This window comes from Halobacillus dabanensis, assembly GCF_900114165.1.
Taxonomy (GTDB): domain Bacteria; phylum Bacillota; class Bacilli; order Bacillales; family Halobacillaceae; genus Halobacillus; species Halobacillus dabanensis.
In genome coordinates this window covers 79,548-100,254 of record NZ_FOSB01000008.1, presented here as the reverse complement: position 1 = coordinate 100,254, position 20,707 = coordinate 79,548, and the positions used below count along the sequence as shown (strand labels likewise).

Annotated in this window: 21 protein-coding genes; 6 read left to right on the top strand and 15 right to left on the bottom strand. The window is 43.6% G+C overall.

Going from position 1 to position 20,707, the window contains the following annotated elements; translation table 11 throughout:
• Nucleotides 1–74: 74 nt before the first annotated feature.
• Entirely contained in the window at nt 75–527 is a 453-nt protein-coding gene (locus tag BMZ58_RS14355; RefSeq protein ID WP_075037252.1) for a hypothetical protein, read from the bottom strand.
• A 3-nt stretch (nt 528–530) separates the two neighbouring features.
• Complete coding sequence (locus tag BMZ58_RS14350) at nt 531–1,343, bottom strand: DUF3100 domain-containing protein (RefSeq protein WP_075037251.1); 813 nt, start codon at nt 1,341–1,343, stop codon at nt 531–533.
• 430 nt (nt 1,344–1,773) lie between these two features.
• Between BMZ58_RS14350 and BMZ58_RS14345 the strand changes: the two genes are divergently transcribed.
• On the top strand, nt 1,774–3,171 hold the full coding sequence (locus BMZ58_RS14345; protein WP_075037250.1) for an LVIVD repeat-containing protein: 1,398 nt from the start codon (nt 1,774–1,776) through the stop codon (nt 3,169–3,171).
• A 109-nt stretch (nt 3,172–3,280) separates the two neighbouring features.
• Here BMZ58_RS14345 and BMZ58_RS14340 read toward each other — a convergent pair whose 3' ends face one another.
• Complete coding sequence (locus tag BMZ58_RS14340; RefSeq protein WP_075037249.1) at nt 3,281–4,189, bottom strand: aldose epimerase family protein; 909 nt, start codon at nt 4,187–4,189, stop codon at nt 3,281–3,283.
• 158 nt (nt 4,190–4,347) lie between these two features.
• The gene (locus BMZ58_RS14335) at nt 4,348–4,710 is read right to left on the bottom strand and encodes a hypothetical protein (protein WP_075037248.1); all 363 of its coding nucleotides are present in this window, start codon (nt 4,708–4,710) and stop codon (nt 4,348–4,350) included.
• 209 nt (nt 4,711–4,919) lie between these two features.
• On the opposite strand from BMZ58_RS14335, the gene BMZ58_RS14330 reads away from it, so the two are divergent.
• A complete protein-coding gene (locus tag BMZ58_RS14330; RefSeq protein ID WP_075037247.1) occupies nt 4,920–5,858 on the top strand; it encodes an LCP family glycopolymer transferase in 939 nt (312 codons plus the stop codon).
• Nucleotides 5,859–6,007: 149 nt separating this feature from the next.
• Here the strand turns inward: BMZ58_RS14330 and BMZ58_RS14325 are convergent, their stop codons facing one another.
• The 6 genes from BMZ58_RS14325 to hutP all read right to left on the bottom strand — a co-directional run bounded on the left by BMZ58_RS14325 (nt 6,008) and on the right by hutP (nt 12,515).
• Nucleotides 6,008–6,418: a hypothetical protein gene (locus BMZ58_RS14325; RefSeq protein ID WP_075037246.1), complete on the bottom strand. Its 411-nt coding sequence runs from the start codon at nt 6,416–6,418 to the stop codon at nt 6,008–6,010.
• Nucleotides 6,419–6,581: 163 nt separating this feature from the next.
• Nucleotides 6,582–7,520, bottom strand: coding sequence for a formimidoylglutamase (hutG, locus tag BMZ58_RS14320; protein ID WP_075037245.1), 939 nt, complete (start codon nt 7,518–7,520; stop codon nt 6,582–6,584).
• Nucleotides 7,483–8,763, bottom strand: a complete 1,281-nt coding sequence (gene hutI, locus BMZ58_RS14315; RefSeq protein WP_075037244.1) for an imidazolonepropionase — start codon at nt 8,761–8,763, stop codon at nt 7,483–7,485. Before hutI ends, hutG begins: the two co-directional genes overlap by 38 nt.
• A 2-nt stretch (nt 8,764–8,765) precedes the next feature.
• Nucleotides 8,766–10,430, bottom strand: a complete 1,665-nt coding sequence (hutU, locus tag BMZ58_RS14310) for a urocanate hydratase (protein ID WP_075037243.1) — start codon at nt 10,428–10,430, stop codon at nt 8,766–8,768.
• On the bottom strand, nt 10,414–11,958 hold the full coding sequence (gene hutH / locus BMZ58_RS14305; RefSeq protein ID WP_075037320.1) for a histidine ammonia-lyase: 1,545 nt from the start codon (nt 11,956–11,958) through the stop codon (nt 10,414–10,416). The genes hutU and hutH overlap by 17 nt, the downstream gene beginning before the upstream one ends.
• Before the next feature lie 119 nt (nt 11,959–12,077).
• Entirely contained in the window at nt 12,078–12,515 is a 438-nt protein-coding gene (gene hutP / locus BMZ58_RS14300; protein WP_075037242.1) for a hut operon transcriptional regulator HutP, read from the bottom strand.
• Between the two features lie 194 nt (nt 12,516–12,709).
• Between hutP and BMZ58_RS14295 the strand changes: the two genes are divergently transcribed.
• Genes BMZ58_RS14295 through BMZ58_RS14280 form a run of 4 tightly spaced genes read left to right on the top strand, consistent with a single transcriptional unit; the run spans nt 12,710 to nt 16,054 of the window.
• Nucleotides 12,710–13,642 (top strand): glycosyltransferase family 2 protein, encoded by a 933-nt coding sequence (locus tag BMZ58_RS14295; protein ID WP_075037241.1) that lies wholly within the window; start codon nt 12,710–12,712, stop codon nt 13,640–13,642.
• A gap of 1 nt (nt 13,643) precedes the next feature.
• Nucleotides 13,644–15,392 (top strand): DUF6020 family protein, encoded by a 1,749-nt coding sequence (locus BMZ58_RS14290; RefSeq protein ID WP_075037240.1) that lies wholly within the window; start codon nt 13,644–13,646, stop codon nt 15,390–15,392.
• A complete protein-coding gene (locus BMZ58_RS14285) occupies nt 15,385–15,732 on the top strand; it encodes an EamA family transporter (RefSeq protein ID WP_075037239.1) in 348 nt (115 codons plus the stop codon). The genes BMZ58_RS14290 and BMZ58_RS14285 overlap by 8 nt, the downstream gene beginning before the upstream one ends.
• Nucleotides 15,722–16,054, top strand: coding sequence for an EamA family transporter (locus BMZ58_RS14280; protein ID WP_075037238.1), 333 nt, complete (start codon nt 15,722–15,724; stop codon nt 16,052–16,054). The genes BMZ58_RS14285 and BMZ58_RS14280 overlap by 11 nt, the downstream gene beginning before the upstream one ends.
• Before the next feature lie 99 nt (nt 16,055–16,153).
• Here BMZ58_RS14280 and BMZ58_RS14275 read toward each other — a convergent pair whose 3' ends face one another.
• From BMZ58_RS14275 to BMZ58_RS14255, 5 genes are all read right to left on the bottom strand, one after another.
• Entirely contained in the window at nt 16,154–16,834 is a 681-nt protein-coding gene (locus tag BMZ58_RS14275) for a YesL family protein (RefSeq protein WP_075037237.1), read from the bottom strand.
• 62 nt (nt 16,835–16,896) lie between these two features.
• Complete coding sequence (locus BMZ58_RS14270) at nt 16,897–17,865, bottom strand: sugar phosphate isomerase/epimerase family protein (RefSeq protein WP_075037236.1); 969 nt, start codon at nt 17,863–17,865, stop codon at nt 16,897–16,899.
• Nucleotides 17,866–17,887: 22 nt separating this feature from the next.
• Nucleotides 17,888–18,925 (bottom strand): Gfo/Idh/MocA family protein, encoded by a 1,038-nt coding sequence (locus tag BMZ58_RS14265; protein ID WP_075037235.1) that lies wholly within the window; start codon nt 18,923–18,925, stop codon nt 17,888–17,890.
• The gene (locus BMZ58_RS14260) at nt 18,922–19,962 is read right to left on the bottom strand and encodes a Gfo/Idh/MocA family protein (protein WP_075037234.1); all 1,041 of its coding nucleotides are present in this window, start codon (nt 19,960–19,962) and stop codon (nt 18,922–18,924) included. The genes BMZ58_RS14265 and BMZ58_RS14260 overlap by 4 nt, the downstream gene beginning before the upstream one ends.
• 13 nt (nt 19,963–19,975) lie before the next feature.
• Entirely contained in the window at nt 19,976–20,698 is a 723-nt protein-coding gene (locus BMZ58_RS14255; protein ID WP_075037233.1) for a ThuA domain-containing protein, read from the bottom strand.
• Between the last annotated feature and the right edge of the window lie 9 nt (nt 20,699–20,707).

Below are 20,707 nucleotides of genomic sequence, written 5' to 3'. Positions count from 1 at the left end.
CACGGACAGACTGTCCGTGGTTTTCTTATGTGACTTTTTAACAGAGAAGCAAGAGTCGTTTCTCTGCTTATTTTTTATATGATTCCCTGGAACCTTAAAATAGCTTCTGCAATAAGTGCGGATCCAAGAAACGTACCGACCATCACACAGACGGCAACAACGATACTTTTCCAGCCGAGTTTCACAAAGTCTGTCCATGAACGGCCGATGGCGATGCCTGCGTATGCAAGAATCGGAGTAGTTAGAGCTAATAAGTTCACTTCATTCGTTGCTGAGACAATATATTCCGATCCCGGCATCCACGGCATGGATAAAATAACTCCTACAATAGCTACATAAGCGATGCTCGGGATGGAACCTGGAATGATTTCACCCAGAAGTAGACCAATGAGACAAATACCGATCAAAATCAACATTCCTGGTATTGCACCAACAACTACCACATCATACCCGATCCAGTTACCAAGAAGAGCGACAACCCCGAATATCCCCAATAATAAAATCCATTCCTGTATATTTTTCAACATCTGTTACGCCCCCTTGCTTACCTTTGTTTTCTGATTGCGTTTTTTTGTCATCAGATCGTACAGTTTTTCCGTCAATGGCAAGCCGATAAAGATACTCATATAAAGTCCAGTCGATAGGGATAAAAGGTTACTTGCCCCAGCGAAAGCAAGAATATCATTTTCCATTGCCGGATAGGCGGCTACAAGGGAACCACTGGCCGCTGCCATCATACTCCCACTTCCGATTCCAGAAGCCATAGCAAAGGAAAGCGGGTCGAGAGGTGTCCAGGTGGCGAGAAATCCTGATATCAGTCCCATGAACACAGCACCGAAGACCGTCCCGAATATGTAAATCGCCATAACTCCACGGCCTTCCGGTGAATTGAACCCATATTTGTCCATAATCAATCCAACGTTGGGTTCACGTGCGACAGAGTGGGTCATTCCGATACTTTCGCGTTTTAATCCAAGCATGATTGCGACAGGGAGTGCAATGAGGATTGTCCCAAGGTTTCCGAATTCCTGGAGCAGAAGTGCTGGACCTGCTTCAATGATTTGCGGCAAAGAGGGGCCAATGATGACACCGATTTTTGCTATAAGGATCGTCACCCCCAGAACGATTAGTGGTTCTGCATTTTTTGACTGCTTCTCTTTGATCACTGGTGTGAAAAATAGAGCAAGACCGATAATGATGGCATAAAGCATTGGTAATAAAAGTACGACACCAGGACCGACGTTGAAGGAGTGTGTGCCTATCACTTCTGTAAGTAATACAATGATGAGCACAACTGTGTGTAACCTCCAATCTTTCCATATGTTTGTCAATTGCTGCTTCATAATATGTCCTCCTTTACATAAAAGAATAATACCAATAATTATAATGTTCTGAAATCTGATTTCAAGGTCAATTTTTGACAATTTTCTACTATCCACTTTTAAGCGCTGTTTCCCTTCTATATTATAGTCAAATAGCCCATCCCACGGACTGGTCACCTCCCCTGCCTAACTCCATCCCTATCCAAATCATAATTCCCTTTTTTTACCACACCAGGTCATCCAATATTTGGATGACCTGGTGTGGTAATCTTTGGGTGTTATCTAACTAGTTCTTTTGTCTATTATTATTTTTCTAAATCTTGTATTCTATGTACTTTGCCATATACTTTTCTGATACTCAGGCAATAAGGCCTAGCTAACATATTGTTCCTTTGATTCATTTTTCAGAATATTAATGAAATAGTCTCCCTCGTATGTTATATTTTGGTAAATGTTTTCATTTATAGGGGGAATTTTGTTGAATAAGAAACACTTATTACTAAGCTCAGCAGTTGCTGGTTTGATGGTCTTTTCTGTAACCCCAACTACTTTTGCCCACGATATGCTTGATGATGCTTTTGTTGAAAAAGGACAAGAAGGTTCTCAGTCACTGAATCAGATTCCAATCCTTGAAGGTTCCAAGAATGTTGGAAACTGGCGGGAAGTGGGATCTGTACAATTGAAACAATACGACGGAGTACAAAACAACACGGCTGATGTTTATGCTCATAAAGGATATGCCTATGTGGGCACGCATACTAGCAATGGCGGGGAAGGTGGAGTTCGGGTCTTTGATATGAAAGATCCATCCAATCCTGTCGAAGTGGCCAAGTTTGCTGATGATATCCCAGGCACATGGCAAGAAAAAGTCATCGTTAAAAAAGTGAACACCAAAGAATTCAAAGGGGATTTGGCAGTTGTCAGCGTCCAACAATTAAACAGCAGCAATCCTGATTCTCAGGGCGGATTTCTTTTATATGATGTCACAAATCCAGAGTCTCCTGAAAAACTCGGTTTTTGGGAAATGGACAAACGCGTCCCAGGCACGCATGAGCTTTATTTGACGGTTAAAGAAGGGAAACCATTTGTTTTAGCTGCTAATCCTTATGCAGATTACTATACTCATGGGGAAGAAAAAGACTTCGCCCTCGTTGATGTAAGTGACCCAGCTGCGCCTGAAACGATTTATGAATTTGATCCACGTATATTACCTGAAGTAGATGAAGACTTCAATGGTTACCACTGGAATTCCCCAGATGGCAAAACACGTCCTGTTTTTAATCATAGTACGATGACCGACAATAACGGGGATACGGCCCTTCTATCCTTCTGGGATCTCGGAACAATTATTCTCGATATATCAGATCCATACAATGTGAAATTTGAAGGTAGGACAGATTATGCTCCAGATGTGCAAGGATCCGCTCACTCGGCTGCGCTTGCAAAAGGCGGCAATGTTCTTATAGAAACACGAGAGGTGTATAATCCTACGAAAGCAGGTTATGAAGAATCATATGGCTATACAAGAATTTTCGATATTAAAGATAAAAAGAACCCGAAACTGTTAAGCACATTCAAAACAGAACTTGTAGATAATGTAGAAGACGGCGTCACATTCGCTAACACTGTCCATGATCCAAAAGTTCATGGCAATACACTCTACTTATCTCACTATGCTGGTGGCATCCGCGCTGTAGATATTACCGATCCTAGTAATCCTGTCCAGATTGGAAATTACAATCCTGAGGACGGCTATTTCTGGGGAACTTTCGTAGATCGAAACTATATCCTCGGCTCTGATATGAACCAAGGATTGAAAGTCCTACAGAAAAACAGGAGCAGTAAATAAATATTAAGAAAATTAAGCCCAATGAAAAATCTCCCGTTACCTACGGGAGATTTTTATGATATTAATCATTCATAATATTGGTATCGCTTTCATTCGAGTGTAAAAAAAATCACTTGTGGTCTTTTACCTCCATATTAAATGTCCATGTGTAAACTCCTTGTGCAGGGATAAAAGACACTTGATCGCTTTTTTCAGCTGAATCGGAGTCATACACACCTGTGGAAGGTGCTAATGCTATATGTTCTCCTCGCGTTCTCTTTACAGAAAGGTACGGAACATTTTTCTGTGGGAACCGATACGTCAGCTTTCGGTTTACATTCGGTTGCACCAGGGAGCACCAACCTTCTTCCAGCGGCTCCGTGAAGCGGAATTTTTCCACCGTAGCTGATTCCACCGGTTTCCGTTGGCTGGGATTAACTGTAGCCCCTGCTCTAAGGGATGGCCTGTCAGAGTCCGTGTTGGTAGTTTCCCCTTCTTTCTGCTGCATCCCCTTTTCCATGTCCCCGGGAACTTTGATTTCTGTGTCAGCATCATCTTTTAGTAAAGCATGGGGAGACCAAATGAACGGAAAGGCTTCATCACTTTTATTCATAGCTTCATATTTGATGGTAATTCCCTCTGAGTGTAAGCAAATGTTTTTGCTCAAGCTGTATGGAAACTCCGGGCTATGAACCTGTAAGGCCACTCCTTCATATGTCGCTTTGTACTCCCATGGCAGCATCCATACTTCCCCGTGAAGGGCTTCTTCTCCATTTGTACGCGATTCGAGATGGAGACAGGAAAACAACTCATCAAAACCACTAGAATTATAGTCTGAAAAATTCGCTCCGTATGGCGGTACTTGAAGTTTGGAGTCCTGGGTTTGATATAACCATTCATACTCTACTTCTTTATCGAAGAAGCTGACCATTTTCCCTCCATACTCCGGCAAAATCACTGCCCGCACTCGTTCATTTTCCAAAACAATAGCGTCCAGACCTTTGAATTTCGATTTCTGATACGTACATACATCGACCATTGTCGCCACCTCCTTTTCTTAATTATTTCATATAATAGAGTTATAATGAAATATTAAATTAACAAAATCATTCAAAATTCAAAAAGATGAAACAAATAGTTATAAACCATAGGAAAGAAGAACCATCCGTCTTTTTGGAGGAAACGGATGGTTCTTCTTCAGTCCATTTGCAGCACCATTCCTTCTAACACGTGAATATTACGGGCATTGTAGCGGATGCCTTTATAATCGAACACGAGGATTTGGCGATCCTTCACACCGAGAATCTTTTGGTAATTTCTATCAGCAATGATTTTTTGATAACTGATGGTTGCCGTGATATTTTTCCTTGCTAAATACACTTTCATTCCGTTCAACTGTGAACGTATATTTTTCTCAGGTGGTTCATTTTCATAAAAATAAACAAAATGTAATTCATTCTCCATAGAGGAAGTAAATTGTTGGATCGATCTCTCTGCCGAATTATTTGCACACCCTGCCAACAAACCGACCACCAGCAACAACCCCAGCGTCTTTCTCAATTTACATTCCTCCAAATATATAGCTTATACCATTCTATGCAAGCCTCCCCTCGCATACGACATATGGGAATAATTAACGTACCAGGTCATCCAATATTTGGATGACCTGGTACGTCAATTTATGGAAGCAGGCCATTCTGGATTGAATTTTTACATACTTCTACAAAAATCGTATAATAGAGTAGTACTTTATAGAAAGAGGTGGGGGAATGGGACGTAGGGACCTGAAGAAAAAGAAAAGACGCAAACGTAGACGTTGGAAAATCCTCATGTTCTTTGTAGCCTTTGTGCTACTGATCGGTGGGTTTTATTTATATACGATATATAACGAAGTACGAACTACAGTAAACCAAGACTTACACCAGGATGTAACATCCATTGATACAGACGAAACAAAAGAAAAAGTCGATAATAAAGAACCTCTGAATATCCTTTTACTTGGGGTGGACGAACGTGAAGACGATGTCGGCCGTTCCGACACAATGATTGTCATGACACTCGATCCAAATAATGATCAAATGCAAATGGTGAGTATACCACGGGACACCCGTGCAGAAATCGCCGGAGATGGCCGTGTCACCCGGATCAACCATGCTTATGCCTACGGGGGCAGTGATATGGCGGTCGATACGGTTGAAAATTACCTTGATATTGATTTGGATTATTATATTCGCGTCAATATGGAAGGACTTTCGCAAGTCGTGGATGCAGTAGGCGGTGTAACAGTTAATAACGATCGCGCTTTCAGTTCTGGTAGATTTAATTTTGAAAAAGGGGAAATTGATCTCAATGGCCGCGAAGCTCTTGCCTTTGTGAGAATGCGTAAAAATGACCCACAAGGGGACCTGGGGCGGAATGAACGACAACGCCAGGTCATTCAAGGAATCATAGATAAAGGAGCAAGCCTCGATGCTATGAACAAAGTGGACAATGTCATGGACGCACTCGGCAGTAATGTGAGCACAAATATGCAGTTCAGTGATATGCGAAGGCTCGTCACTAATTACAGAAGTGCCCGGAAGAATGTAGAGACGTACCAAATGGAAGGGCAAAACATCACGGTTAATGGGATGTTCTTAATTGATATGCCACAAGAAGAAATTCAAAAAACGCATGATATGATTGTCAATTTCGGTTCTGAACAGTAAATAAATGGCTGGAAAAAATTCTGCCTGATCGAAAAAACGCGTGAATCAGATTTGCAAATCTGATTTCACGCGTTTTATTTTTTAGAAGAAATGCACAGTACATTCACAATGTTGTCCCTGGGCTCCCATTCTCCTATAAAATCTCCAGCTTAGGCGATGTTTTTGTCATCTTTATGTTTTTTATATTTTCTAACTCCACGGAACACTAAAAGGATAATAAAATAAAAGCTGCAAAACAGGAAGAACCCTAGAATACTTACAACGGCATCACCAAACTCCATATTGCCACTACCTGTAATTTTCTGCTGAATTTCCACAGCGAACACGAAAACAAGTACCATCGCAAAAGTGAATAAAAACGAAATGGCGGTAATGCTCCATTTGGCTAATGCGTGAAAAACGATATCTACAAAAATAAGTCCGATGATTCCAAGTATACCAATCACCCAAAAATGAAGATCCTTATCACTCACGTTCCATCCCATCATGTCCGCGAATTTCCAGATTAAATCATGCCAAATATTAACGACATCCGCTAACAATAATATTATTTCTCTCATTATTACACTTCATTCTCCTAACTTGTGAGCTGAAACAAACGGTAACACTCTACTAAAAATACCACACAAGAAAGAATCTGACCATCTAATTTCCATTATTAACCACACCAGGCCATCCAAATTTTGGATGACCTGGTGTGGTGTTTTTTCCCATGTTATCTATCTAGTTATACATAAACCGGAACATTACATGAGCGGCAAGGCGGCTCGTGATATCACGGAAATCTTTCGAAGGATCTACTTCTACAATATCCATTCCTTTAACTAAAGGGTTTTTGGCTGCTTTCGCTACACTGCTAAGCAATTCCCTCGCTGTCAGTCCCCCCGGGCCAATAGCCGGACAACCGGGCGCAAACGCTTGGTCCACTGCATCCATATCGACAGATAAATAAATACAATCGACTTTATTTTCCAATATTTGTATGACCTGGTCTGTAATAAAATGGATGCCGTGGTCATCGATGTCGGCCATGGTGTAGGCGTGGACACCGTGGTTTGTGGCATAGTCGGCGTAGGCTTTTGCGTTTGAGAAGTCGCGGATGCCGACTTGAAAGAGGTCCTCTCCTTTGAGCACGCCTGCTTCTATCAAACTGCGAAATGGTGTACCGTTCGTGCGTCCTCCATCATCAATGTTCCGTAAATCGTGATGGGCATCCCATTGAATGACACCAATGCGGCCGAACTTCTCCTGAAAAGCAGAAATGCTTGGAAAACTGACGCCGTGATCGCCTCCGAGCATAATGTATCGTTCACATGCTTCGGTATCTATCATTTCTTTGACACTCGTCTTCAGCCGTTCCAATGTTTCGCTTGTATCTGTTGGGTGAACCGGCACATCGCCAAAATCTAAAATACTGACATTCTGATAATCTTTATCTCTTTCTCCCGAATACGTACTATAGGAGCCGAGCGCCTTCCTGATTGCAGCAGGCGCTTCCGATGCTAAAGAGGCAGAAATAGACGTTTTGGAAAAAGGAAGTCCGACAAGTCCCACGTCTCCCTGCATCCCTTCTTCGTATGGGCTCACACATTCGTCGACTTTTGTTGTATGTCGATCCTTGAATTTAGTGCTCTTGTTCGGTTTGAGGTACTGGAAAGACACGAGCGTCGCTCCTTTCCCATATTTTCGTTCCATTTTTCCATACCATTTGTGCATGATTCGCTGCATAGTGGTATGCAATATACTGATAATTCGGCACATCCCATAAAACGATGTCTGCCTTCCATCCGACTTTCAAACGACCTGCCTCGTCGCCTTTTCCAATGGCATGGGCGGCATTGACCGTGACACTGTTCCAAATCTCTTCAGGGGTCATTCTCATTTTCAAGGCTGCAAGCGACATGATCATTTGCAAATTGTAGGTCACACAACTGCCAGGGTTGAAATCTGTAGCCAAGGCAACAGCAGCTCCTGCATCCATCATTCCGCGCGCATCTGCATAACGTTCTTTTCCTAAGTAAAAGGTCGTTCCTGGGAGTAAAACAGGGATGGTCCGCCCTTTCGCAAGTCCAGTAATTCCTTCCCTGGAGGCTGCCACCAGGTGATCCGCTGAAACGGAGTCCATTTCAACGGCTAGCTCTGTTCCACCGAGCGGATCTATTTCATCTGCGTGAATTTTCGTTTGAAATCCGAGCTCCTGGGAAGCCTTCATAAACCTCCGGGACTGCTCAATTGTAAACACACCTGTTTCACAGAAAATATCGGTGAAATCGGCAAGCTGTTGTTCACTGATCTCCGGCAACAAACGGATCATCGTATCAAGAAAAGCATCGGCATTCCCTTTATATTCTGGTGGAATCGCATGGGGGCCGAGGAAAGTCGATACGATATCGAGAGCTCCTTCGTCATTCAAACGCTTCACAACATGCAATTGCTTTAGTTCACTTTCCCTTTCCAGGCCATATCCGCTTTTAGCTTCGATCGTCGTCACACCGTAGGAAGCGATTTTCTCCAGGTTCTTTCTCGCTTTAAGAAAAAGTGTTTCCTCTGACTCCTCCCTAGTCGCCTTGACCGTCGATAGGATGCCTCCCCCTTGCTTTAATATTTCCAAATAAGGAACGCCCGCTTGCTTTAAAGCGAGCTCGCCTTCCCGCGACCCACCAAAAACGAGGTGGGTGTGCGGATCGACGAGACCAGGTGATACAGTTTTTTCCAGTGCATCCACTCGGGTTGTTGTTTTCAGTTTTTTGCTTTCTTCATGCGTGCCGATCCAGGCGATTTCTTCCCCTTTAATCGCTATCGCCATGTTTTCTTTCACTTCCAGCTCGTTCATTGCTTTCCCTTTTATCGGACCATCTGCAGGTAAAATAAGCTGCCCGATATTTTCAATTACTGTATCATACATCCCTATTGCTCCCTCCTCTTCATGGGTAGATCGACTCCATGTTCTTCCGCTTTCTCTATCGCTTTTTCGTACCCAGCATCCGCGTGACGGAGAATGCCCATTCCAGGATCTGTTGTGAGCACGCGTGTGAGTCGTTCTTTCGCTAAATCCGTACCATCGGCGACAGCGACCATTCCGGCATGAAGGGAGTAACCCATTCCGACACCGCCACCGTGATGGAAAGAAATCCACGAGCCACCCGCCGCTGTATTGATGAGTGCGTTCAAAATCGCCCAGTCGCCTACTGCATCACTGCCGTCTTTCATCGCCTCGGTTTCCCTGTTGGGAGATGCGACAGATCCACAGTCGAGGTGATCTCTGCCAATCACAATGGGAGCGCTCAGTTCTCCTTTTTTGACTAATTCATTAATGGCGAGTCCCATCTTCTGTCTTTCTCCATATCCTAGCCAGCAGATCCTCGACGGAAGACCCTGGAATTGCACTTTTTCCTGAGCCATATCGATCCAGCGGAGCAACTTTTCATTGTCTGGAAAAAGCTCTCTTATCAGCTGGTCTGTCCGGTGAATGTCTTTCGGATCTCCTGACAATGCCGCCCAACGGAACGGCCCTTTTCCTTCACAAAAAAGCGGTCGGATATAGGCCGGCACAAATCCAGGAAAATCGAACGTGTCTTGCACCCCTTCTTCGTAGGCCACCTGGCGGATGTTGTTCCCATAATCGAAGACGATGCTCCCTTTTTTCTGAAACTGGAGCATAAGATCGACATGTTTGGCCATCGATGCCGAAGCGAGACGTACGTAGTGATCAGGGTCCTGGTTCCTCAGCTGTTCCGCTTCCTGGATAGAATAACCTTCAGGAATGTAGCCATTAAGCGGGTCATGAGCAGATGTCTGGTCTGTCACGATGTCGATGTCCAGACCCCGTGCTAAAATCTCTTCATGCACCTCGGCCGCATTGCCTAAAAGAGCGATGGAGAGCGCTTCGCCTTTCTTTTTTGCTTCACTTGCCCACAGGAAGGCTTCATCGATCGAGGAAGTCATGGTATCACAATAGCCGGACTGGATCCGCTTTGTAATCCGGTCCTGATCGACTTCCACCGCAATGACGACACCCTCATTCATCGTCACAGCTAACGGCTGCGCACCTCCCATACCGCCAAGACCGGCAGTCAATGTAATCGTCCCTTTCAATGACCCTCCATAATGCTGATCCGCTAAAGAAGCGAAGGTCTCATACGTACCTTGCAAAATTCCTTGCGTGCCAATATAGATCCAGCTTCCTGCCGTCATCTGGCCATACATCATCAACCCTTTTCGATCGAGCTCATGGAAATGCTGCCAATCCGCCCATTTCGGGACAAGCACAGAATTGGACAACAACACTCTCGGTGCCGCTTCATGCGTTCGGAACACCCCTACAGGTTTCCCTGACTGCACAAGCATCGTTTCATCTTTTTCGAGGCGTTTTAACGTGGAGACAATCGCATCAAATGCTTCCCAGTTCCTTGCTGCTTTGCCGATTCCTCCATAAACGACGAGCTCTTCCGGCTTTTCTGCAACATCCGGGTCAAGGTTGTTGCAGAGCATCCTTAATACCGCTTCCTGTTCCCACCCTTTACATTCGAGGACTGAACCAGTTTTTGCTTTCACCTTACGAGTTGTCGACATAAGAACTTCCTCCTCCTTCTTTCACGGAACTCCATTTTCCCCAGTCAAAAGAACCATCCTTCAGCCATGAGGTCATATTTTCTATATCTTTCGAGAAAACCCGGTCTTCCGTTATTACCGGAACTATTGTCCGGGCAGACTTCCATAACTGTTGAGCTAACGGGGAAGCACGCTCCTCTCCCCTCATTTCCAGCGCCTGCAAGCTGCAAATCAATTCAATGGCAAGGACTTTTCTTACGTGATCGATGACCACAGAGGCATGACGAGCCGCCGTCGTACCCATGCTCACATGATCTTCCTGATTGGCAGAGGACGGAATCGAATCGACACTTGCAGGATGGGCGAGAGTTTTATTTTCGGAAACTAATGAAGCCGCGACATATTGAAGGATCATCAGCCCTGATTGCAATCCTGGATTAGGACTCAAGAAAGGCGGCAGGTCATTCAATTGCGGGTTGACCAGCCTTTCAATCCGCCGCTCGGAAATATTGGCAAGCTCGCTCATGGCAATTTTTAAAAAGTCCATCGCAAAGGCAATCGGCTGACCATGGAAGTTGCCACCGGATACCACTACTTTCCCTCCTTCTAAGAGGAGAGGATTGTCTGTTGCCGCATTCATTTCGATCGTCAATTTCTCCCGCACATAGTTCAATGTCTGCCACGTCGCGCCGTGCACTTGAGGGATACACCGAAGTGAATAAGCATCCTGTACTCTTTTTTCCCCTTGAAAAGTGACAAGGTGGCTGCCTTGAATAAGGTTACGAATCCGTGCTGCAACAGCGCTCTGTTCCGGGTAACCACGGGCCTCATGGATGCTTGGGTGAAAAGCATCACGTATACCTTCTAATGCTTGTAATGTCAGACTTGCCACCCAGTCACATTGCAAAGCGTTTTTTTCTGCTTCTATATAGTTGATCACACCGACAGCGGTCATCGCCTGGGTGCCGTTGATCAACGCTAATCCTTCCTTCGCTTTTAAGTGGATGGGTTGGATCCCCAGCTCTTGATACACGTCGTCCGTTGTTCGCAGTTCCCCACGATAATAAACCGCTCCTTCTCCCATTAAAACAAGGGCTAAATGGGCAAGTGGCGCTAAATCACCCGAAGCACCAAGGGATCCCTGGGACGGTATTACGGGGTGAATTTCTTCATTAATCAGGTAACGCAACCTTTGGACGACGATTTCGCGGACACCGGAAACACCTTTCATAAGAGCATTCAATCTTAATGTCATCATGGCCCGACTGACGATCTCGGGAAATGGCTCCCCAACTCCACAGGCGTGCGAACGGATCAAGTGGCGTTGCAGGTCATCGACATCTTCAGAAGCAATCCGAACGTCGCTCAATTTCCCGAACCCCGTATTAATCCCGTACACCGTATGACCTTTGGCGACGATTTCTTCGACAGTCTCTCTGCTTGCCCTTACGTCAATTAAACTCGCTTTTGATAAGACAATTGTTTCTCGTTCGTAACAAATCTTCTCCATTTGCTCGACCGACAAGTCACTTCCATTCAATTCAATCATCCACATCCCCCTTTCTAATTGGAAAGATTGTGGTGGAAATTCTAAAAAAAGAGACGACAATGGCATGGGAAATACCATTGTCGCCTCCTCATAACTTATGACTATAGGCCACCTATTCTTTATATATGATTGATACCCAGTCCAAATGTCTCGTGTTCTAAACCTTTTACAGGTGCACCGATGGTTCCGTAAAAAGCGACGGCCAGCCATTCCCCTTCTTCAGGCCGGCTGTAGGGCTTTCCCCGGACGACGGCAAATCTCAGTCCAACCGTCCTCATCATATTGCCGACGCCGATCTGTCCTCGTGTCACGCCCTGTAATGACTCCAGGATCGCATGATAAAGGGCATGCGTTTCCCGGTAAACATCTTCTGAAATGATTCCATTACGTTTCGCTGCCGTTTCTACAGCGGCAATCACTTTTTGGACTTCCATGGAGCCAGCCTTGCCCTGGCAAAACTCGATATTCTCGAAACCACCCGAAAACATCGCCAGCTCCTCTTCGCTCAAAGTCGCCAACAACATGGCCTGTTTCCCGATTTTGATCGTTTGTGACATACACTCCCCACACTTCCCTAGCCTTGCTAACTAATCACTACTTAAATTGTAACCGCTTTCTTAATTGTTCGCAATATTCTTCTTATATATGGGTATGTAAATTGTGACGACTTCTGGTTACATTAACGTTAAGAAGCTGGTAAACTTATGTGGTGGATAATTTTAGTTACTTTATTTTGAAGGAGAGTTATAAAGTGAGAATCGCCGTTCTTTTGCCCTGCTACAATGAAGAACAAACGATCGGGGCAGTAATCGAAGAATTCAGAGCAGAATTACCTGATGCTGACATTTATGTGTATGATAATAATTCCAAAGACCGCACCTATGAAATCGCAAAAGAACATGGGGCATTTGTAAAGAAAGAGTTTCGCCAAGGTAAAGGTAATGTAGTCCGTTCCATGTTCAGAGACATTGATGCTGACTACTATGTAATGGCAGACGGGGACAGGACTTATCCTGCTCGTTTTGTCCATCAATTATTGGAGCCGTTGAAACAAGGGGAAGCCAATATTGTTATAGGGGACCGTCTTTCCAACGGTACTTATGTAGAAGAAAACAAACGACAATTCCACAACTTCGGTAACAATCTAGTACGTGGCCTGATCAACTTCTTATATAAAAGCGATCTAAAAGACATAATGACAGGTTACCGTGCATTTGACCGCCTTTTCGTTAAATCTATGCCCGTCATGAGCCCAGGTTTTGAAATTGAAACAGAAATGACGATCCATACATTAGATAAAAGGTTCGTTATCAAGGAAATTCCCATTGAATATAAAGACAGGCCTGAAGGCAGTGAATCCAAGTTGAACACGTTCAGTGATGGATTCAAGGTTTTGAACAAAATCTTCACTCTTTTTAAAGAGTACAAGCCAATGATGTTCTTTTCCATTTGGTCTGTGCTTTTCCTAGTTCTTGGGTTAGCTTCCGGGATTCCTGTCATTGTTGAATTTTTTGATACAGGATTCATCACTAAAATCCCTTCCGCGATACTTGCTGTAGGTCTAGTCATTCTTTCCGTATTATCTTTTGGTTGCGGGCTTATACTGGATACCGTTGCAGCTAATTTCAAAAAACAATTTGAATGGGAATTAAATAATATTAAACAAGATATGAAGGAATTTTAAAATGAACCGCTATTTAGCACCTTTAATCGTTAGTATTCTTTTTGGTGCCTTGAGTACTATATCTCTTATATCATGGTATCAGAAGCTTGACCATACCTTATGGATTGTCATTGTTTTTACTTTTGTTGTCTTTTCTCTCCTGGGATTCCGAATGTTTATATCAATCAGGAATAATCCAGCAGTATTTTTACGGAATTTCAAACGTCTTCCAATATTAATGTTCGGAACCATTTTTTCTTTTATCCTGCTGTGGAGCCTTAAAGACCCAAGCGCCGCTCCCATACAAGGCTCCTTTTTCATTGGAAGTGTTGTCCTTGTCATATCGTATTTGACGTTATTTTTAATCGTCTGCTGGCTGTTGATTTCCCTTTCGAATATTTCCATAGTAAGAAAATACACGAAAGTGCCGAAATGGAAGATAGTTGCTTATGCTCTCTTACCGATCATTTGTTGGTCGATTTATTTAGTTGCTTATTTTCCAGGGACCATGACACCAGACTCCCTTTTACATTGGGAACAAATCCATACCCTCGATTTTAGTAATTGGCACCCTGTCGTATACACTTGGTATATCATGTTCCTTACGTCCATATGGAAATCGCCAGCCATCGTTGCCTTTTCGCAAATTGTTATTCTTGCTCTTTTTGGAGGGTATGCGGCGTATAGTATCGAAAAAAGTGGCATCTCGACAAAATGGGTATGGATGGGTGTTGTCCTTTTTTCCATATATCCGCTTAATGGAATTTTCCCGATCGCCATTTGGAAGGACATCTTCTTTAGTGGTCTGCTCTTCTTATTTACGGTGATGACTTATAACATTGTCGCATCTAATGGGAAGTGGCTGAATTCGAATGTGCATTTGATTCTATTAGGGTTAACTGCTTTAGCCACAAGTTTAATGAGGACAAATGGTTTGCCAATTACGTTAGTGACGGCTATATTATTACTCGTTGCGTACCGTAAACAATTCCTAAAGATTGTTATTACCACCGTTTCTGTCCTTATTCTATACTTTGTGATAACCGGACCATTCTACACGTATATGGATGTAAGGCCTTCCAGCCCAAACGAGGCTTTAAGCATTCCGACCCAGCAATTCGCTCACATCATTTCTGAAGATGGAGATCTCACTGCAGAAGAGCGCCAGTATCTTGGGGAAATACTTCCATTGGAAATATGGAAAGAAAATTACAATCCCTATTTGACGAATCCTATTAAATTTGACGGTCACTACGACCAGGAAGTCATTTTTGATGATTTTGGTTATTACTTATCGACCTGGGCTTCTGTTGTGTCCAAAAACTTCAGTCTTGCTGTTGAAGCCTATTTACACCAGACATCGATCTTATGGCAAATCAACCAACCTGAAGATGGTTATACAAGCACATATGCAAGAAACGTTTATTTATACAACGACTACGACTTGAAGACGGATCCCCTTAGTAAGCCTGTTTATAATTTTGTTAACAGGGGGCTTGAATCACTTCAAAACAACCTATTAGAACCATTATTAAGGCCCGCTTTTTATACTGCGATTATACTTCTCTCAGGGGTTGTTCTCGCATTAAGAAATGGCGCAAAATCATTACTGGTCATCACCCCCTTACTCATTAATACTGGGGTAATGCTGCTCGCCACTCCAGCTCAGGATTTCAGGTATCAGTTTGCGAATGTCTTAGTCACCTTTTTCGTCGTTGGGATATTATTCATAAAATTTGAAAGCAAGGAAAAGAAGGTTCGTCATGAATGATTTTTTCGCATCCATTAAGAAAAATAGATTAGGAATCGCGCTTATGGTAATAGCCTCTTTACAAACTGCACTAGGTCAAATGTTTTGGAAAATGTCGAATGGTGAGCTGAATCTATACTTGTTCGTCGGTTTTCTGCTTTATTCCTTGGGAGCCGTTTTAATGATTGTTTCTTTCCGGTTTGGAAGCTTGTCGGTTTTACATCCCTTATTGAGTATCGGCTACGTTTTTGCTCTATTCTTTGGAGCAATTATTTTGCAGGAAATCATAACGACAAGTAATGTCATTGGTACATCCTTTATTATCATTGGTGCTGCTTTAATTGGTGGTGGTGATCATTAAGTGGGTCGTCTTAGTAGCCATTTTTACATTATGTGGAGCCATTGGAGGTTATTTTTTCAAACAAGCCACAAATGACGGATTTCAAGTTAATAAGTATTTTATCAAACACTTGACCATTGGAGCTTTCTTTTATGGAATAGGAGCGATTTTGAACATTGTAACGCTAATGTTTTTACCTTATACTATCGTCTTTCCTCTGACTTCCATTACGTACGTATGGACATTGTTGATTTCCTATTACTTTTTGAATGAAATCATTACAGTTAAAAAAGTCATAGGGGTCACTTTCATCATAGCTGGCTCTTTTCTACTCATCTTGTGAGCATGAGATTTCAGTCATCTTACGAAAGAGAGGCTGGTTCTCAAAGGAATGCTATTATTCCTAAACAAAGACACCTTCCAACGATGGAAGGTGTCTTTGTTATGTCGACAATTTCAAATAAAGTCTATAAAAAGCGGAAAATGCGAGAAAAGCGATGATAGATGCTGTGAAAATCGGGATAATCAAAGGAAAGATATAGAGACTGATCGCAAGGATGAATCCAGAGCTGATCGCAACAGTTATAAATAGCACGGGACTCACGAAGGTGATCAGAAAAGATTTTTTTACTACACTTCTCACGTTCATATCAAAATGCACAAGGACGCTGAAAGTATTAATGGTATACACAAACAGTAAGATTCCCAGTATGAGAAAGATGTTCATGAACAGGGAATTCGCTGTAGAAAAGTAATACAGATCAAGGGCCAATACAACCCACAATACCGTGAGGACGATCCCAGCTTTCCAACTGTTTTGATAGTTTTCTTTATAATAACTGATGTATGAACGGTCCGCTGTTTCTTTGTGATCTTTCCTCACCCAATCACGTGCTTTTGCAAACAAGGCTGTAGTAGCTGGGAAGAAAATGAATGGCAAGAGTAGGACGAGCGGTGGGAGCAAATACCAGAGCTCTTGTCTATCTCCTATATTCAATACACTCAACAGAAGCAGCGCGACTGGCAAATTGAACAGCGCCCATTGTAAGTTTGTGAGTGAAAACTTCGAAATCCACTCGCTGACGGTATAAAGTCCACCTTTAATTCCTGATGTCTGACTCATAATCTTCCCCTTCCTATAGAAGAAAACCCCCTCCATAGTAGAGAAGGTTTCCCTTGTTTCTGTTAGGCCCACCACATCTCTGCTGCAGGTTCCTCTATTAATACAGATTTCAAATTCTTGACTGCCTGGTTGAAGCCTTCATTGATCGACATGATCGGATCTTCGTGTTCAATACTTACGACATAGTCATAGCCGTAGGTTCTTAATGCACTAATAATATTAGACCATTCTTCAACGCCGTGTCCATACCCGACCGAACGGAAAGTCCATGCACGTGTTTGGACGTTGCCGTAATTTTGCATGTCTGTCAGTCCATACATGTTGACATTATCCTGATCTATATACGTATCCTTCGCATGGAAGTGATGGATGGCATTTGCTTTACCCAAAATTTTGATTGCAGCAACAGGATCGATGCCCTGCCACCAGAGATGACTCGGGTCAAGGTTCGCACCGATAGCGTCACTCGTCGCTTCACGCAGCTTCAGCATTGTGTAAGGCGTGTGGACAAGAAAACCAGCGTGCAGTTCCAGACCTACTTTTACGTTATGCTCTTCCGCGAATTTCCCTTGCTCTTTCCAATATGGAATCAACTTTTCATTCCATTGCCATTCTAGTACATCCGAATATTCCGGCGGCCATGGAGTTACAGGCCAGTTCGGTGCTGTGTCATTTTCGTGTCCACCCGGTGTACCAGAAAAAGTATTCACGACTGGGACGTCCATCAGACTGGCAAGCTTTACTGTTTTCACAAAAGCTTCATGAGATTCTTCCGCAAACGCTTTGTCTGGGGAAATTGGATTGCCATGACAGCTGAATGCACTGATGGTAAGGCCACGCTCATGAACTTTTTCTAAATATTCATTCCGTTTCTCTTCACTCTCAAGCAGCTCATCGACGTTACAGTGGGCATTTCCCGGATAGCCGCCTGTACCGATTTCTACAGCTTTCAAACCTGCTTCTTTCGCATGATCCAGCATTTCTTCAAAGGATTGATCGGAAAATAAAACAGTGAATACACCCAGTTTCATTATGAATCTCCTCCACTCATCATTATAGTTTTATACTCGTTCCTTTTTCACTACTTTGATAGATTGCTTCAATAAGCTTCGTCACTTTTAGTGCCTGCTCTGGCTTAACGATAAGTTCATCTTCCCCTAAACAACTGTCAACAAAATTCGTAGCCTGGCTAAGGCCTGGCGTCGGTTCCCCATCACGAATTTTAGCTGTACTATCAAGCAATGCTCCATACTTCGCCTGATAAAGTTCAAATGGATAAACACTGATGCCGCCATCGGCCCCTGAAATCGTCAATGTTGTGGAATCTTCTTTAATATTCGCAGCCCAGGAGCATTCGAACTGCATCGATTCTCCATTTTTAAAAGTGATATAGCTCGTCACATGGTCATCGACATTGAATGTCTCATGATCGAATACACCCCAGTCGTTCACTAGACCAGGCGTTTTACTTAATCGATCATAGGTACGTCCCATTACTTCGACAGGTTCGGGGTCGTCAAGGAGCCATAAAGCAAGATCAAGCAGGTGACATCCGAAATCAATTAAACTGCCGCCGCCTTGTAAGTCTTTATTTGTAAAGACGCCCCATCCTGGTACTTTACGGCGCCTCATCGCTTGAACTCTTGTCACTAGAGGATCACCGATTTCATTATGGACGATTGCTTTTTTCGCAAGCTTTGCTTCAGGGGTGTACCTGTAATGATAAGCAATGGATAACAAGCGTTCATTCTTTTCTGCCGCTGCTATCATCGCTTCACATTCTTCCACCGTAATAGCCATCGGTTTTTCACATAGTACGTGGACGCCTGCTTCCAATGCAGCTATCGATATTTCCGCATGGAATTTGTTTGGCGTACATATCGTGACCGCGTCCACTTTTTCGAACATATCTTGATAATCTTTGAAAACGTGTGGGATGTTATATTTTTCGGCTACTTCTTCCGCTCGAACCTCGTTTACGTCCTGTACAGCAATCAAATCGACTTTGTCTTGCAATTCAAGGAAAGAGGGAATATGCCGCCCCTGGGCAATTCCCCCTACTCCGATGATTCCCATTTTCAAACGAGTCATTTTGTAACTGTTTCCAAACTGCTGATTTGTCTCGTTTCGCCTGAGCGGACGGCACCGAGAATCACTTCCAGCGATTTCATACCTTCTTCACCCGTAATTAGAGGTTGTGTATCATTCAGGATACTTTCGACAAAATGATTGATGACATGTGAATCACTTTGCCCGCCCTCTTCATTGGATTGGATTTTCCCAAGTTGGTAATTCACGATATCCCCATTCGTATATTGGGCTACAAGCGAATATTCGGGATCATCTTCCAAACGCAGCGTTCCTTTTTCTCCGTAGATGACAGTGGAGTTATCTTCATTCGGGTTGTACGCCCAGCTTGCAGCCATTGTTCCTACAATGCCGGATTGGGAACGTAGAATGCAGACAGCGTTATCATCCACTGTAATATTTTCTTTTGCATTGTTCTCGACAAAACCAGCTACATCGACAAATTCTTCCCCGAGGATGTAACGGAGCAAATCAGCTTTATGTACTCCCAAATCCCCCATTGCACCGATGAATGCCTGGTCTTTCTTGAAGAACCAGCTATCTTCCCCTTCTGCGCTCCAGCCTTCTGGTCCGCCATGTCCAAAGGCAGTACGGAAGCTGTACACTTTCCCTAAAGCTCCTGATTCGATCAGTTCTTTTGCTTTCACATGAGACGGCACGAAACGTTGGTTGTGGCCGATCATCAGCTTCTTGCCATTCTTTTCAGCAGCAGCAATCATATCTTCCGCTTCCTCTTTGGAAGTGGCCATCGGTTTTTCGCAAAGAACGTGTGCTCCTGCATTCAGTGCGGCTATAGAAACCGGGGCATGCAAGTAGTTTGGAGTGCAGACACTGACCGCATCCACATTTTCTTCTTTCAATAATTGTTCATAACTGGTATATGCTGTTGCACCATATTTTCTGGCGATTTCTTGTGCTCGCTCTTCGACGATGTCACATACAGCCGTGATTTCGACTTGCTCGTTTGCGTCATACTCAAGCAAATGACGGTTTTGCGCAATACTTCCACATCCGATTACAGCAATTTTCAATGTAGTCATGGTACAAGCTCCTTTATGATTTGTTTGAAATTTCTTCTAAAGGCTGAGCGTTTCCGTAAACAGGTGTCGGGGTTTCTGTGTTATTCACCCATTTGACGCCATTACGGATGACTTTCTGTACTTCCTTGTTGTAATAAGTCGGGTACGTTTCGTGGCCTGGACGGAAATAAAAGACTTTTCCTCTGCCACGGCGGAAAGTTGCTCCACTACGGAACACTTCGCCACCTTCGAACCAGCTGACGAAAATCAATTCTTCCGGTGTCGGGATATCAAAGTGCTCGCCATACATTTCTTCTTTTTCAATCTCGATGAATTCCCCGATTCCTTCTGTGATCGGGTGGCTCGGATCCACAACCCAAATGCGTTCTTTTTCATCCGCTTCGCGCCATTTCAGATCACAGGATGTGCCCATCAACTTTTTGAACGGTTTAGAGAAGTGGGCGGAGTGAAGGACAACCAGCCCCATGCCTTCCAGGACACGCTGTTTCACTTTCTCTGCAATTTCATCCCGAACTTCTTCATGCGCTTTGTGACCCCACCAGACGAGGACATCTGTTTCTGCTAAAACTTCATCCGTCAAGCCGTGTTCTTCTTCGTCCAAAGTTGCTGTTTTTACATTTTCATGATCTTCTCCAAGGAAGTCGGCAATAGCTCCGTGAATTCCTTCCGGATAGACATCTGCTACCACCTGGCTTTCTTTTTCGTGACGGTTTTCATTCCATACAAGTACGTTCATCTTCATTCC

Coding starts and splice junctions, on each gene's coding strand:
- BMZ58_RS14355 (WP_075037252.1), bottom strand. CDS start 527: ATGTTGAAAAATATACAGGAATGGATTTTATTATTGGGGATATTCGGG.
- BMZ58_RS14350 (WP_075037251.1), bottom strand. CDS start 1,343: ATGAAGCAGCAATTGACAAACATATGGAAAGATTGGAGGTTACACACA.
- BMZ58_RS14345 (WP_075037250.1), top strand. CDS start 1,774: ATGTTTTCATTTATAGGGGGAATTTTGTTGAATAAGAAACACTTATTA.
- BMZ58_RS14340 (WP_075037249.1), bottom strand. CDS start 4,189: ATGGTCGATGTATGTACGTATCAGAAATCGAAATTCAAAGGTCTGGAC.
- BMZ58_RS14330 (WP_075037247.1), top strand. CDS start 4,920: ATGGGACGTAGGGACCTGAAGAAAAAGAAAAGACGCAAACGTAGACGT.
- BMZ58_RS14325 (WP_075037246.1), bottom strand. CDS start 6,418: ATGAGAGAAATAATATTATTGTTAGCGGATGTCGTTAATATTTGGCAT.
- hutI (WP_075037244.1), bottom strand. CDS start 8,763: ATGTATGATACAGTAATTGAAAATATCGGGCAGCTTATTTTACCTGCA.
- hutU (WP_075037243.1), bottom strand. CDS start 10,430: ATGTCGACAACTCGTAAGGTGAAAGCAAAAACTGGTTCAGTCCTCGAA.
- hutH (WP_075037320.1), bottom strand. CDS start 11,958: ATGATTGAATTGAATGGAAGTGACTTGTCGGTCGAGCAAATGGAGAAG.
- hutP (WP_075037242.1), bottom strand. CDS start 12,515: ATGTCACAAACGATCAAAATCGGGAAACAGGCCATGTTGTTGGCGACT.
- BMZ58_RS14290 (WP_075037240.1), top strand. CDS start 13,644: ATGAACCGCTATTTAGCACCTTTAATCGTTAGTATTCTTTTTGGTGCC.
- BMZ58_RS14285 (WP_075037239.1), top strand. CDS start 15,385: ATGAATGATTTTTTCGCATCCATTAAGAAAAATAGATTAGGAATCGCG.
- BMZ58_RS14275 (WP_075037237.1), bottom strand. CDS start 16,834: ATGAGTCAGACATCAGGAATTAAAGGTGGACTTTATACCGTCAGCGAG.
- BMZ58_RS14270 (WP_075037236.1), bottom strand. CDS start 17,865: ATGAAACTGGGTGTATTCACTGTTTTATTTTCCGATCAATCCTTTGAA.
- BMZ58_RS14265 (WP_075037235.1), bottom strand. CDS start 18,925: ATGACTCGTTTGAAAATGGGAATCATCGGAGTAGGGGGAATTGCCCAG.
- BMZ58_RS14260 (WP_075037234.1), bottom strand. CDS start 19,962: ATGACTACATTGAAAATTGCTGTAATCGGATGTGGAAGTATTGCGCAA.
- BMZ58_RS14255 (WP_075037233.1), bottom strand. CDS start 20,698: ATGAACGTACTTGTATGGAATGAAAACCGTCACGAAAAAGAAAGCCAG.